Origin of the sequence: Arthrobacter psychrochitiniphilus, from assembly GCF_003185915.1 — a bacterium.
Lineage (GTDB): Bacteria > Actinomycetota > Actinomycetes > Actinomycetales > Micrococcaceae > Specibacter > Specibacter psychrochitiniphilus.
This window is the reverse complement of the sequence record NZ_QHLZ01000007.1, coordinates 1-13,826: the sequence shown is the minus strand read 5'-3', so window position 1 is coordinate 13,826 and position 13,826 is coordinate 1. Positions and strand designations below refer to the sequence as shown.

The window sequence follows — 13,826 nt, the reverse complement described above, 5'->3', positions numbered from 1 at the left end:
TCAAAGAGATGAGACCGCTTCTTTGCAGGCCTGTTCTGAGCCTAGCCCTGATTCTGCAGGGCTGCTGTGGTGCTTGTGACAGCGGATTCAGAGTTCTCTTGGACAGCTGCACAATCGATCCGGCTAATGCCCCGGCGCAGCGGCGAGTCCGGAGCCACCTCCAGCAGGAGCCGCCCTTCCAGCAACGCCCTATCAGTTATTTCCGGGTCCCAGGGGAGAAAATGCCTGATCGGCGCGGTGGGGCCAAACCGTTCCCAAGCCTGTGCCAGTGCCTTTTCCGGTGCCCGCCCGGCAGCTTGACGGCGCACCTTATTCACCACCACATCTATCCGTGCAGCAGGGAAGGCCGCTTGGAGTTCGTTCATGCCTCGGATCAGTCTCGGGATCCCCACCGGGTCCCCGCTGCCCACCGCGTAGATGATGTCCGCCTGGGCCAGCACAGTCAGCGTTGCGCCGTTGCGCCGCGGAGCTACGGTGTCATAGCTGAGTTCCTCATCGTTCTCTAGCGAGAATCCGCAATCCACCACCACCAAGTCTGCCGATTCCCGTGCCAGAGCTACAACCCTGGCCACGGCGGCCGCCCGCAACTCCGGCCAGCGATCGGCCCTGGTCAGGCCCGTCAAGAGGGAAAACGTGCCTGCTGAAAAAACAACCTTAGTCAAGATGTTCGTGAAGCGAACTGCGGATAAGGTTCCCTGGTCAGCTGCCCGGCATGCCTGGGCAAAGGACGCGGATTCCTCCAGCAGGCCCAGCGCGGCACCAATGCTGGCTCCGTAGCTATCTGCGTCTATCACCAAGACACTGCGGCCGGCAGCCGCCTGTTCGGCTGCCAGATTTATGGCCACTGTGGTGCGCCCGGGCGATCCAATGGGACCCCACAACGCCACGAGCATGCCTGTGCGGCCGGGCAGTGCCGGTGTTGCTTCAGCTGTGACCGCAGGTGCCGCCGCAGGTGAAGACAGGGCAGCGGGAGCCGTTGCTGGTTCTGGCGCTGACGGTGCAGCTCTGGACAGGGCCGGCTTGGACTGCGAAGGTCTGGACAGTGCCGGCTTTAACGGGTCCGGCTTGTGCAGAGCTGACTTCGGCGGGTCCGGAGTTGGTCTTGGCAGCGGCGTGGATCCGGGGCTAGGATCCGTTTCGGTTTCTTTAGTGGTTTCGGGCTTTGTTTCGTCTTCCTGGGTCCAGTCGCGACGCCGTAATCGGCGCCGCGTCCGCTCCCACAGACTCGCGTGCTGCGTTGGATCCGTGGTGTCCGCAGTGTTGTGCTTGACAGTGTTGTGCTTGACAGCGTTGTGCTTGACAGCGTTGTGGCCCGCTTCTTCGCCGGTGGCATCTAAATGCTCCGGGGTGGCTGGAGCTGTAGACTCCGGCGCGGCAGTGAGGGCCATTGCATCTGCTTGCGGCTTCGTTGGAGTGCTCGCGTGTGCTCCCCGCGAAGCTGCCACATCTGTGGGGGCTCGCGCAGGGACGGCGTACCCACCTGCCCCATCCAACTGCTTGCGAGATTGCACGGCGGCTGTGACTACCTGGGCGAGCAGTTCCGCGCTCACGTGCTCCGTGACAACGCCGGCACCGATCGAACGTAGGCGCTGTGCGGCCTCTGCAGTAGTGGCAACAGCCACCACGCTGACACCAACCGCGGCCAGCCTGTCCACAAGCGTTGCGCTGAGTTCATCCGCCCCCTCGGCTACAACAGCCGCTTGGGCCAGCCCATTTTGGCACGCTGCCAGAAGCTCGGCCAGCTCAGGACAGCGGCGGACAATATGAAGTGCGCCTCTGTTGTTTTCCAGCTCAGCAATCACCGCTGCCGGGGTGTCCCCCACCGCAACCACTGTCACTGGGCTCATGGCGCCGCACCGGGATTCCACACCACGGAAACTTTGGCATTGTTGGCCACAGCACCAAGAAATTTTGGCATTTGAGCGTCACTGACCAGAACCATGAGGGCTGTGTTCTTGCTCGATCCCAAGGAGCCCGAGGCTGACGCCAGGGAGGCAACTTCGGCTCCCGGGAGCATCAGCACCGGCTCAGCAAAGCCGTTGCGGTCATCGGGCAGGGCCACCCAAACGTCAACATAAGCGCCCACCACTACCTCTTTGGGCAAGGGTTCAGTGATAGTGACAGGAACTGGTTTTCGGTTCAGCGCATCGATCCGCCCAATGCTGCTACGGGAGACCAGTTCACCCTTGGGAACCATGCGAATGGCGACGGCGTTCGCATCCAGCGCGTCGGCCGGATCAAGATATTTCCCATCAACGTCTCCAAGCTGGACATCCACAATGGTGAAGGAATCCGGAGTGATCTTCTGACCTACCACCAGCGCATCCTTGGCCACATACATGGGCACTGTCTTGGCTGCGTTGCCCACCAATGCCACCACCCCGGCCACGGACGCCAGCACTAAAAGAATGCCAATGAGCAGACGTGGATCCTTCCACGACGGTTTGCTCAGCCGTGGTGCTTGCCCCGGCATTTCCATCGCCATAGCCCCGCCCCCTTCAGGAATCTGGCAGCGATGGTGCGAGCCACGCTGCCGTCTACTCTTTCTACCGCTGATTGGCCACGGTTGAAAGGGCTTCCTCAAAAACCGACTAAAACTGTGGACAACTTCAGCAGTGATGGAACAAGTTGCCACTACCTTCTCAGGTTGCTCTGCGTTGTCCCGCTGGTGCTTTGATCGTTGACACCTGGGCTTCTGGAAACGAGCCTAGCCAGGCCTATAGCGACGAACTTAGCCGTGAGTGCAGGTAGCGGGCATGCTCGCGCTGCATAAGGCAAGCCATCCGCGGTGACAAGCAGCGTGGAGTCATGCACCGGCACCTCGTAGTGACCGGCAAGACCTCCTAGGCTGTGGTTAAGGATGATTAAGCTCGTCAAAGCACATCAAAGGGGGGATAATGAGTGCATGCCCAGATTCTTAACCTTGGCCGATGTGGCCGAACAGCTGCAGATCTCTGCAGCAGCCTGCTATGCCCTGGTACACAGTGGCGAGCTGCCCGCATTCCAAATTGGTGGACGCGGGCAGTGGCGTGTGGACGAAGCGAAATTTGAGCAGTTCATCGATGACAGACACGCAGCAGCCAGAACCATGCTGGCCACTGAGAATTCCGTCACCGCCGAATAGGTAGCTCTGGGCACTGGCATCTCTTGGTCTAAGTAGTGCCGGTCTAGGTACATCAGGAACTTGCTGGTTCAGAATTCGTTGTCCGGTGATGAGACGATCGAAACCAACCGTCCCAGCGGAATTACCACTGAGCCCTGCCGATTTCCGGGGTCCCGGCCCACGCCGTCGGCCAATTGCATGAGTTGAACATAGTCAGCCCCCACTTGGTCCAGAACACCCCTGACATGCACCGCACTGGAGCCCGCCTGCGCGGCGGTGTCCAGCTCAAGGACCACGGCCGAACGGTTCCTGGCCAGCACCCGCAGTGCCGCGGCCAGGGAATAGCCCACCTGGCTCGGGCTCTGCTGACGCTCCAATCCCAGCCCGTTCACCCGCACCACCTTCGTCAGCGGCACGATGACGGATCGGTTCTCTTCACGCAGCAAAGCCCAGTCCTTTTCCACCCTGAGCACTTCCCCGTGATACGCGGTGCCCGTGCACAGAAACACGGAAAGCTGCTCTCCGCTGGCTCCTCGTAAAGCCTCGGCAAGGGTCATCTGGGACGCCTCAATGCGGGCTAATTCATTGACGTGCCGCTCGAAATCCTGCTGCGTTGAGGCATGCCACTGTGTTTCCAGATCACCGAAGAGAAGTTCCCACCGCATGGGCCCACGCTAAGCGGCAACCATGGGGCCGTCAACTCTGCCCTTCCACAGCTTGGCTGCAGCCTCTAGACATATCCATGCTGTTGGGGTCAAAATGAATGAATCACCTTCAAATGATGTCAAACAGTGTCAAACATGCTCAAAGGAGAGCAACCGTGAAACCACAAACTCGGGCTGATCTGGCAATGACCGCAGCCATTGCCTTCCTAGGGGCCGCCCTGGTCTTCAGCGGTTTTGCACTGCTGCGTCTGCAGTGGGGCGGGCGCTCCATGGCTCCGACACTTGGGTTCCCTGAATTGTTGGGCGTGGCGGGTGCCGGGATCGGCTTTGCCTTGCTCTGCTGGTGGTTGTTTGCCCTCTGCTGCGCTTGCCTATCTGCATTTGCCCAGAGATTCGGAGCCCACAGGCTTTCAACGCTCACAGCACGCTGGTCGCCGGCGTTCATGCGCCGAGTGGTCGCAGCGATTATTGGGATTAATCTCCTCGGCGCACCGTTGGCTGGCGCAGCGCAGGCAGCCGGTGTTGCCCCACTCTGGCATACCCTGACGGTTTCCACGGCTCCCATCTCAGGAGCAGTGAGCACACCTTCGCCATCATCACCGCCAGTGGATCCTTTGTGGGTGCCACACACCCCTGACATTGCACCGGATCTACTGATCAGGACCTCGCCGCGCGAGCCCGCGGACCAGCCCGAGTTTCAAGAGGACCCAACAGCGGCTTCCGGTGATCTGCGCTCCGGTGACGTGGTTGTCAAAAAGGGCGACACACTCTGGGGAATCGTCGCCGAAGCGTTGGGACCGTATTCCACGGATGTCGAGGTGGCCTTGGCATGGCCGCAGTGGTACGGCACCAATCGAAGCACCATTGGTGCTGATCCGAACCTTATTCTTCCGGGACAAATACTGCATGCACCCGGCAATTACTAACATTTGGCACCACCCAAAGGAGCACCCCGTGAGTACAGCAGCCATCTCTGAAACCCCCGCACCAGCCACTTTCTTGTTGGTACGGCCACTTCCCTCTTCCAGCACTCCCGCCCCGTCACCGACTCCGCAAGAGAACCAGGAAAATATTGTGGAGTTGTTTGCTGGCACTCCTCAAACACGCCCATCCAGAAACACTGCCTCAACGGCAGACGAGGCATCAGCCCCGGCGGAAGAGACCTCCACCAAGATTGGCACGGTCGGACTTAACGCGGCCGGGGTTGGCACGGTGCAGACGCTCGACCCGGAATCCGCCGAACGGGCGGTGGTGGGCAATATGTCCTGCAAGGTTGCCCAAAGCGCCTTGGAAATTCTCCATGGCGTCCGTTCAGTGCAGCAGTTGGCCAGGTGGCTCGACGCCCGGTGCCTGAGCGCTTTGAGCACCCGGGCACGTCTTTATGCGGAAGCCTACCGGGAGCAGGAACGCCGTAGTAGTAATGATGGCGGATACCCGGACAACGTCCAGATGCTGCACCGGCAACCGCATGTACAGTCGGTTCACTGCCATGTGGTTGGCCCCGGCATCTTTGAAACGGCGGTTGTGGTGGCTGACAGGACCAGATTTAGAGCCATCGCCATGCGCCTGGAATTGAGCCACGGCCTGTGGAAGGTCACCGCCCTGCGTATTGGCTAGGGAACGTGTTGGCCAGAGAGAAAGACACAACAAAAAGGCCGCCATCCGCAGGAACTGACGCACCTGATGTGCTGTGTCAGCTCCTCCGGACGGCGGCCCTCTTCACGTGAACTTAGCGCTTTTTCTTCTTCTTGGCCTTGCCAGCCGGGCGCTTGGCCGACGGCGGGACACCGCCTGTGCTGCGGCGCTCAACATGCGTCTCCGCATCACCTTGGGCGTCCGGAGCAGTGAACTGCAACTGGGCGGGCCGGGCCGGAGCTTCAAGACCAGGGGCCGTGATGCGAGGGGCAGCGTGCTCATGCTCTGACGCAGCCGCACCGCCTTCAACGCGCTTCATGAGGTTAGCCGGGGCGTTCTCCACCACACCGACAGTAGCTTCGGGAGCATTCTCAACCTGAACTTCCAAGTTGAAAAGGAAGCCGACGCTTTCTTCACGGATGGCTGCCATCATGGACTGGAACATCTCAAAGCCTTCGCGCTGATACTCCACGAGGGGATCACGTTGGGCCATGGCCCGCAGACCGATGCCTTCCTTGAGGTAGTCCATCTCGTAAAGGTGCTCTTGCCACTTGCGCCCTACAACGGAGAGGACCACACGGCGTTCCAGCTCGCGCATGCTCTCTGAGCCAAGTGCGGCTTCGCGTTCCTGGTAGGCAACCCGGGCATCCGAGAGCAGTTCAGTCTTGAGGTGTTCTGCTGTGATGCGGCCTTCGCCGCCCACTTCTTCAGCGATTTCATCCACCGTGACAGTGACAGGGTAGATGGTGCGCAAGTTGGTCCACAGCGTGTTGAAGTCATAGTCTCCGGCATGACCGGAGCCCAAGGAAGCCTCGATGATCTCATTGACGGTGTCTTCCAAGAAGTGCTGGACCTTTTCATGCAGGTCCCCACCTTCGAGGATCCGGCGGCGGTCGCCATAGATAGCTTCACGCTGGCGATTCAAAACATCGTCATACTTGAGCACGTTCTTACGCTGCTCGGCGTTGCGGCCTTCAACCTGGCCCTGGGCCGAGGCAATGGCCTTGGAGACCAGCTTGGACTCCAACGCCACATCATCAGGCATGGCAGAACGTGACATGAGCCTTTCAGCGGCACCGGAGTTGAACAGGCGCATCAGATCATCTGATAATGACAGGTAGAACCGTGACTCGCCCGGATCTCCCTGACGTCCGGAACGGCCCCGTAACTGGTTGTCAATGCGGCGTGATTCGTGGCGTTCGGTACCTAGAACGTAAAGCCCGCCAGCTTCAATAACGGCCTCTTGTTCATCCTTGACAGCCAGTTTTGCTTCCTCAAAGGCGTCAAGCCATGCGGCCTCGTACTCCTCCGGGGTTTCTTCAGGATCGAGTCCGCGTGCCGCCAATTCACTCACAGCATTGAACTCGGCGTTACCACCGAGCATAATATCGGTGCCTCGGCCAGCCATATTGGTTGCTACGGTGACGGCCCCACGTCGGCCGGCTTGGGCCACAATTGCGGCTTCACGGGCGTGATTCTTAGCGTTCAAAACCTCGTGCTTGACGCCTGCCTCAGCCAGTTTCTTGGAGAGGTATTCGCTCTTCTCAACACTGGTTGTGCCCACCAGAACCGGCTGCCCGGTTTCGTGACGCTCGGCAATGTCCTTCACCACGGCGTCGAACTTCACAATCTCGTTCTTGTACACGAGGTCGGGCTGGTCAACGCGCTGCATGGACTTGTTCGTGGGGATCGGTACAACACCCAGCGAGTAGGTGCCCATGAACTCAGACGCCTCGGTCTCGGCGGTACCTGTCATGCCGGAAAGCTTCTCATACAGGCGGAAATAGTTCTGCAAGGTCACCGTGGCTAGGGTCTGGTTCTCAGCCTTGATCTCCACACCTTCCTTGGCCTCAATGGCCTGGTGCATGCCTTCGTTATAGCGGCGGCCAGCAAGGATGCGGCCGGTGTGCTCGTCAACGATCAGGACTTCGCCGTCCATGATGACGTAGTCCTTGTCACGCTTGAAGAGCTCCTTGGCCTTGATGGCGTTGTTCAGGAAGCCGATCAGGGGCGTATTGGCAGACTCATACAGGTTGCTGATGCCCAGGTAGTCTTCTACCTTTTCAATGCCGCCTTCAAGAACACCCACGGTGCGCTTTTTCTCATCGACTTCATAGTCATCTTCAGGCTTGAGGCGCAGGACCACCTTGGCAAATTCCCCGTACCAACGGTTCGCGTCACCTGACGCAGGACCGGAAATGATCAGCGGGGTGCGGGCCTCATCGATGAGAATGGAGTCAACTTCATCCACAATGGCATAGTTGTGCCCGCGCTGGACTAGCTCATCCTGGCTCCAGGCCATGTTGTCGCGCAGGTAATCGAAGCCGAATTCGTTGTTGGTGCCATAGGTGATGTCGGCAGCGTATTGGGCGCGGCGCACCGAAGGATCCTGATTGGCGATGATGCAACCGCTGCTTTGACCTAGGAAACGGAAAACGCGTCCCATCAAATCAGACTGGTATTCCGCCAAGTAGTCATTGACCGTGACCACGTGCACGCCCTTGCCGGTCAGCGAGTTCAAATATGCCGGGGCCGTGGCCACCAGGGTTTTGCCTTCACCGGTCTTCATTTCAGCAATGTTGCCCAAGTGCAGGGCGGCACCACCCATGAGCTGGACACGGAAGTGGCGAAGACCGAGTGTACGCGAGGAAGCTTCCCGCACCGCGGCGAAGGCTTCCGGCAACAGGTCATCGAGCGTCTCGCCGTCTTGATGGCGGAGCTTAAGCTTGTCTGTTTCCTCGCGGAGCTCAGCATCGGTGAAGGTCTGGAAAGAGTCCTCCAGCGAATCAATGGCGTCGGCAAGGACATTGAGTCGTTTAAGCGTCTTGCGATCGCCTGTGCGAAGAACCCGCTCAAGAAGTGATGGCACGAAATTGCTCCCAATCTATTACTGCCTAAAAGTGGCGTGTTCAGTCTACGTGAGAAGACGCACACCACACTGCCAGTTCTAGCTGTGTGGCACCCGGCAATACTGCCAGATATGAGCGAAAGTGCTTGCTTATGCCTGCATTGCGCCACATTGTTCTCCCGCAGCGGAACCTTCAGGCACGTAATATCCCAGCATTTCAGTGCACCATCTGCGCGCCGCTACCGTGAAATTCTGCGCCAAGCTGTCTATGTGGTGCGTTCCACTGACGCTGACGGCGAACTCAGTTCCAGCCAGGTGAGCACCTTAAACATGTTGACCAAAGCGCCCCTGCGCATCAGCGATATTGCACGTAATGCCGGTATCCGCCTGCCCAGCGCCACTGAGCAGGTCACCAAGCTCGCAGCAGCGGGCCTGGTCAAGCGGTTGCAGAACCCCAACGACGCCCGCGTAGTGGAAGTGCTCCTCACCGAGCAAGGGCGGGCAACTCTGGAGGCTTCGAATCTGCGCCGCAACCAGGAAGTCGCCGCAGGCCTCTCCGGGCTCTCACTACGTGAACAGCAGAGCATCTCCCGCGCACTTTCCGCCATCGCCAAACTCAACGCGGCACTCTCCCCCCTAGCCCTGCCACTTCCGCCGTCCGTGTCCTACCGGCGTCATCCCCCGCCAACTAACACCCGCAAGCAACACCATTAAGCAAGCCCATTCAGCAACAACAACCCAGGAGAAAAAGTGCACGCGAACATGGCAGATTCAACTGCCCGCGACGGAGTCAGTACCGTCTCAAAAGAAAAGCAATCAATGCTCAAGCAGCCCATGGCTGTGTGGGCGGTGGCTGGAGCATCGGTGTTCGCCTTCATGGGAATCGGCCTCGTTGATCCCATCCTGCCCGCCATTGCAGAGAACCTCAGTGCCACCCCCAGCCAGGTGTCGTTGCTGTTCACCAGCTATTTTCTGGTCACAGCTATCGCCATGCTCGTCACTGGTTTTGTCTCCTCACGCCTTGGTGGGAAGCGGACGCTGTTGCTGGGCCTAGGCATCATTGTTATTTTTGCGACCCTTTCAGGCCTATCCGGCAGCGTCGATGCCCTGGTGGGTTTCCGAGCCGGTTGGGGCTTGGGTAACGCCTTGTTCGTAGCGACGGCGCTGGCCGTCATGGTGGGGGTTGCCTCCGGTGGGGCGGCTACGGCCATCATCTTGTACGAGGCAGCACTGGGGCTGGGCCTCTCACTCGGCCCGCTCATGGGCGCAATGCTGGGCGCCTGGCAGTGGCGTGCACCCTTCTTTGGTACGGCCACCGCCATGGCGGTGGCGTTCATCCTCCTGATGGTGCTGCTGCCTAAAACCCCGTTGCCGGCCACCAAGACCCGACTGCGTGATCCGCTCCTGGCACTGGGCCACAAGGGCTTGCGCACTACCGCTGGCAGCGCCTTGTTCTATAACTATGGATTCTTCACCATCCTGGCATTCGTGCCCTTCATTCTGGGCTTCGATGCCTACGGAATAGGCGCAGTATTCTTTAGCTGGGGCGTGGCAGTGGCCGTATTCTCTGTATTTGTCGCACCCATGGTCCAGCGCCGCTTTGGCCCCGTCCGTGCCCTGACCGGTTCACTGTTGGGTTTGGTGGTCATCTTGGCGGGACTGGCCTTGGCTGCCGGACACTCGGTGCCGGCCATTGTGGTTCTGACGGTGGTTTCAGGTGCTCTGCTGGGTATCAACAACACCCTGTTCACTGAAATGGCCATGGCTGTCTCGGACTCCCCGCGTCCTGTTGCCAGTGCAGGCTATAACTTTGTGCGCTGGATGGGCGGGGCTCTCGCACCGTTTCTGGCAGCCAAAATAGCCGAGTACAGCGGCGCATCCACAACCTTCTTTGTGGCCGCAGCCATGGTGCTGGTCAGTGCCGCCATCATTGTGGGTGGGCGCAAGTTCCTTACGGCTCACGCACCCGCCGGCGTCTAATCCGGCATTCACGCAACCCGGTATTCAAGCAAACCCCAACGAAGCAAACGACGCCGGCACCTAGGTGAGGGAAAATCCCCACCCAGGTGCCGGCGTCTTTCTTTGAAAGCCTGGCAACTATCTAGGATCTAGACACGTGCCGGAACATCCTCTGAGCGGTAAGCGGAAATCTCTTCGGAAACCTCTGCGTTGTCATCGAGTGAAATGACCCCGTAGGTCCAGCCCTTGCGGCGGTAAACAACTGAGGGGATCCCTGTTGATGAGTCGATGAACAGGTAGAAATCGTGACCTACCATTTCCATGTTGTCCACGGCGTCATCGAGAGAAAGTGCAGTAGCCGGGAAGACTTTTCTGCGGATCAACACCGGTGAATCACCGGCGGGGATGTCATTTTCGATCTCGTACGGGGACTTAACTTCGGGAACTTCCGGTGTGCTCTGGGCGTAGATAGGCTCAGAACTACTCACGGGAATCAACGCCCCGGTGGCCTCATTCACAGCCACGGGGGCGTGCCGACCGTGGTGGACCTTCTTCTTGTCCTTGGCACGGCGGAGGCGCTCGAGCAGCTTGCCGTAGGCCAGATCAAAGGCAACGAACTTATCCGGTGCGGCAGCTTCCGCGCGGATGACCGGCCCGCGGCCCAGAACCGTCAACTCAACCGTGAGTGGAGCCTCTGCTGCGCGCGCCTTGCTCTCCTTGGAAACCTTCACATCGACACGCTGAACCTTGCTGGCCAGCTGCTCGATCTTGGTGAGCTTTTCGGCTGCATATTCGCGGAATCGGTCCGAAACACTCACATTGCGACCGGTGATCATGAACTCCATGGTGCCCTCCAAATAACTTAGGTGACACGGCGGCCGGCTAGCATTTATCGCTGTATTCCTGACCGCCGACGGGCGGTTTCCCCTTGCTAGAGGTACCCGTTTACTCACGTTAGTTCACCTCATGGTTTTATTCATCTTTTGCTCAAAAATTGTTTTCCGCGCCTCCGCTCCGGCCGCTGGTTTCCGCATCACCTGACGGGGCTTTCGCGGCTGCCAAAACCACTGCGCAACGGAGATTAAACCCCGCTAATTCCAGTGTTTTTGCTGCTTCCCTGAGAGTGGAACCAGTGGTCAGAACATCGTCAAGGAGAACTATTTCTTGGCCACTTGGCTTCGCTGTCAGCCGAAAATTTCTCACTTTTTTTGCCTTGATTGCCATAGTGTTACGCACATTGCGCCGCCGGGCAGCCCTGCCCAACCCCTTCTGATGCGCCCTGTGCCACGGCAGCTTGGTTTTGATGCGCAGGACGGGCGCCACCTCCAGCCCTTCAGGCAGCCGGCCCTCACGTATGAGGGCCCGTAGCAGCAGAGCAACGGGATCATATCCGCGGCGCCGCCAACCACTGCCAGTACTAGGCACGGGGACCAGGAGCAAGCCGTGCGGGATGAGCCGGGCCGGGTTTATATCTTGCGCGGGGCACATGTGTTGGTCGGATGGGCCAGGACCGGTGAGAGCCGCCGTCAGGGTTCGGGCTAGCACCCGGGCCAACGGCGGGCCAAGTTCGGTTCGCCCGTGATTCTTGAACGCCAAGATGGCCTGCGCCAACGCATCCCGGTATTCCCCGGCAGCAAAAACCGTCAGCAACGGATCCCCGGAAACACCCATCAGGGCATCGGCATGCTGTTCGGCCCGGAATGGCGCGCCCGTTTGCTGGCGCAGCAGAACTGCGCAGCCTGGACACAAAGCGTGGTCATCCGCGCCACAGACCACGCAGTCGGCCGGCAATACCAAATTCAGGAAGTCACGCCAGGCTGCTTCGCACCACAACCAGGCCCGCAGCCACACAGTTCCTGCCCGCCCCCTGTGTCGGGCGGCTACCTGGCCAGTTTCTGCTCTCGTATCCATCTGCCCAGCATGCTTGTGCCGCCGTGCCTATGGAAGTACCAGGCCACCCATTGTGTAGAAGGTTGCAGGCTAAACCCTTGGGCAGGAATCAAGCACCGGCGGCAGGGAAGGGACGTGCTAGTGGCGCACGGCCGGCGCCTATCCTGTGCTAAACAGTGCTTATCCGGCGCCCATCCTGTGCGACGCAGCGCCTATACAGTGCCTATCCTGCGAACGAGGCCTGTTGGAGTTCCTTAGCGGCCACTTCCCAATAACTGCCCACATTGGTGAAGAACTCCGTGGCCGTCTGAGCATGGATGTTCCGGACACCGGATCCGGCGCTGATCCATTGCACACCCTTGAGCTCATCCAATGCCAACGGACGCGCGGCTAGATCCAAAATATCGATGACCACCGGGTCAGTATCAGAGGGGGCCATGACGGCAACGCTGGCACCCCCCACCCAGACGCCGAGCGTAGGCATCCCGGAATGCAGAAAATTGATGGGCGTGGTGAGTTCCTTGGGGACCTCACCGGATTTAAAAATACCCGTCATGTTGACCTTGCTGATGCCGTTGGACTGGGAAATAACCAAGGCCCTGGTGCCATCACGGGACACCCGGAAGGTACTGACCTCCTGCCCCACCAACCAAGGAACCCTGAGCAGAACAGGGGCGCCCAACTTGCCGTTGTCGTCCGGATTGATTGCCAACACCAGGCCAGAGCCGTCCCCAGCAGCAGAGAACAGCCAGCCGTTGGGGGCAAACGAAGGCGGGGTCAGGCCCACCCCAGACAAGGCAAGCACGGGTGGCTCATTGGGTGTTGCCCAATATATTTGGTTTCCCACCCCTGCTAGGAACGCAAAGTCCTTCCCCGAATAGGAAATGGCCGGCGCCGACGGATCGAGACCTGCCACAGATGCCATCCCGGGAATGCGGGCACTCTTGACGCCGTCGAAGGTAACCAGCTCGTTCTTGGACAGCGCCACTTGGGTGGGCCGCACGGGATTGTCCACGATCATGCGGCTCACCTCGTTATCAGTGCTGCCCATGTCAACAGATCTGTCATCGGCCAAGAACGCCACCTCGGTGATGGTGTTCAGGCTCTTTTGGAACGTGGTCAACAACTGCGCGTTCATTTGCTGGCGCTGCTCGATGCTTGTTTCCAGCAGAGGCCCTGCAGTCAACCCCACCCGGGCCTGCCCATTGATCACGGGCACCGAATCGCGTTCCAAGGCAATGCCGTTGGGGAATGCACTTACCACGGCGCCTTGCAAATAGGGTGCCGGGCCGTTGAGCATCGCTTTGACAATGGAGGTGGCCGTGCGTGAGGAGCGCCCAGCCAGCCACCTGACATCGGGGACCCCAAAGGTGAAACTCGGATCATAGAAGTAGAGCGAGACCGGTGCGAACAGCGTTTGGAAGTTCGCCTCGGTGAGGATCACGCCGTCGGGCGCTTCCGAGATTCTCCACTGTCCATCCACTTGCACCATTTTCATCCGCAACAGTTCCGATGAATCCGGTTTGGCCGGGGTCAGCACACCGGTTGCGTCCACCGTGGAGACCACATCGAACTTCAGCTCAAAGGTGTCCTGTTCATAGGTGGGCGCCACGGCAAAGGTGTTCGTATAGACCAGAGTGCGCTTATCCGGCTCTTCAGAATTGAGAGTGTAGAGGGCGCCGTGGTGTGGTGAGTCGAAGTTCGTTGAGTTGCTCCAGAATAAGGT

General features: G+C 59.5%; 12 protein-coding genes. 5 read left to right on the top strand and 7 right to left on the bottom strand.

Annotated features, from left to right (window positions below; genetic code table 11):
* Positions 1 to 41: 41 nt before the first annotated feature.
* Both CVS29_RS11785 and CVS29_RS11780 read right to left on the bottom strand, forming a co-directional pair.
* Positions 42 to 1,847: a CpaE/TadZ family protein gene (locus tag CVS29_RS11785; RefSeq protein WP_110106539.1), complete on the bottom strand. Its 1,806-nt coding sequence runs from the start codon at positions 1,845 to 1,847 to the stop codon at positions 42 to 44.
* Positions 1,844 to 2,485 carry a CpaB family protein gene (locus tag CVS29_RS11780; RefSeq protein WP_110106538.1) on the bottom strand — a complete coding sequence of 214 codons (642 nt, stop codon included), beginning with the start codon at positions 2,483 to 2,485 and terminating at the stop codon, positions 1,844 to 1,846. The genes CVS29_RS11785 and CVS29_RS11780 overlap by 4 nt, the downstream gene beginning before the upstream one ends.
* 420 nt (positions 2,486 to 2,905) lie before the next feature.
* On the opposite strand from CVS29_RS11780, the gene CVS29_RS11775 reads away from it, so the two are divergent.
* Positions 2,906 to 3,124: a helix-turn-helix domain-containing protein gene (locus tag CVS29_RS11775; RefSeq protein WP_110106537.1), complete on the top strand. Its 219-nt coding sequence runs from the start codon at positions 2,906 to 2,908 to the stop codon at positions 3,122 to 3,124.
* 68 nt (positions 3,125 to 3,192) lie between these two features.
* On the opposite strand, the gene CVS29_RS11770 is transcribed toward CVS29_RS11775, so the two are convergent.
* Entirely contained in the window at positions 3,193 to 3,768 is a 576-nt protein-coding gene (locus CVS29_RS11770; RefSeq protein WP_110106536.1) for a hypothetical protein, read from the bottom strand.
* 155 nt (positions 3,769 to 3,923) lie between these two features.
* On the opposite strand from CVS29_RS11770, the gene CVS29_RS11765 reads away from it, so the two are divergent.
* Both CVS29_RS11765 and CVS29_RS11760 read left to right on the top strand, forming a co-directional pair.
* Entirely contained in the window at positions 3,924 to 4,694 is a 771-nt protein-coding gene (locus CVS29_RS11765; protein WP_110106535.1) for a LysM peptidoglycan-binding domain-containing protein, read from the top strand.
* A gap of 28 nt (positions 4,695 to 4,722) precedes the next feature.
* Entirely contained in the window at positions 4,723 to 5,385 is a 663-nt protein-coding gene (locus CVS29_RS11760; protein WP_110106534.1) for an Rv3235 family protein, read from the top strand.
* A gap of 112 nt (positions 5,386 to 5,497) precedes the next feature.
* Here CVS29_RS11760 and secA read toward each other — a convergent pair whose 3' ends face one another.
* Positions 5,498 to 8,272, bottom strand: a complete 2,775-nt coding sequence (secA, locus tag CVS29_RS11755; protein WP_110106533.1) for a preprotein translocase subunit SecA — start codon at positions 8,270 to 8,272, stop codon at positions 5,498 to 5,500.
* Positions 8,273 to 8,383: 111 nt separating this feature from the next.
* Between secA and CVS29_RS11750 the strand changes: the two genes are divergently transcribed.
* Together CVS29_RS11750 and CVS29_RS11745 are read left to right on the top strand one after the other, a co-directional pair.
* Complete coding sequence (locus tag CVS29_RS11750) at positions 8,384 to 8,965, top strand: MarR family winged helix-turn-helix transcriptional regulator (RefSeq protein WP_110106532.1); 582 nt, start codon at positions 8,384 to 8,386, stop codon at positions 8,963 to 8,965.
* 48 nt (positions 8,966 to 9,013) lie between these two features.
* Positions 9,014 to 10,231 (top strand): MFS transporter, encoded by a 1,218-nt coding sequence (locus CVS29_RS11745; RefSeq protein WP_110106531.1) that lies wholly within the window; start codon positions 9,014 to 9,016, stop codon positions 10,229 to 10,231.
* 128 nt (positions 10,232 to 10,359) lie between these two features.
* Here CVS29_RS11745 and hpf read toward each other — a convergent pair whose 3' ends face one another.
* The 3 genes from hpf to CVS29_RS11730 form a co-directional block, all read right to left on the bottom strand.
* Positions 10,360 to 11,055 carry a ribosome hibernation-promoting factor, HPF/YfiA family gene (gene hpf, locus CVS29_RS11740; protein WP_110106530.1) on the bottom strand — a complete coding sequence of 232 codons (696 nt, stop codon included), beginning with the start codon at positions 11,053 to 11,055 and terminating at the stop codon, positions 10,360 to 10,362.
* 142 nt (positions 11,056 to 11,197) lie between these two features.
* Positions 11,198 to 12,121 (bottom strand): ComF family protein, encoded by a 924-nt coding sequence (locus tag CVS29_RS11735; RefSeq protein ID WP_110106529.1) that lies wholly within the window; start codon positions 12,119 to 12,121, stop codon positions 11,198 to 11,200.
* A gap of 202 nt (positions 12,122 to 12,323) precedes the next feature.
* Positions 12,324 to 13,826 (bottom strand): LpqB family beta-propeller domain-containing protein (locus CVS29_RS11730; RefSeq protein ID WP_110106528.1); only part of this gene is annotated, 1,503 nt, incomplete at its 5' end.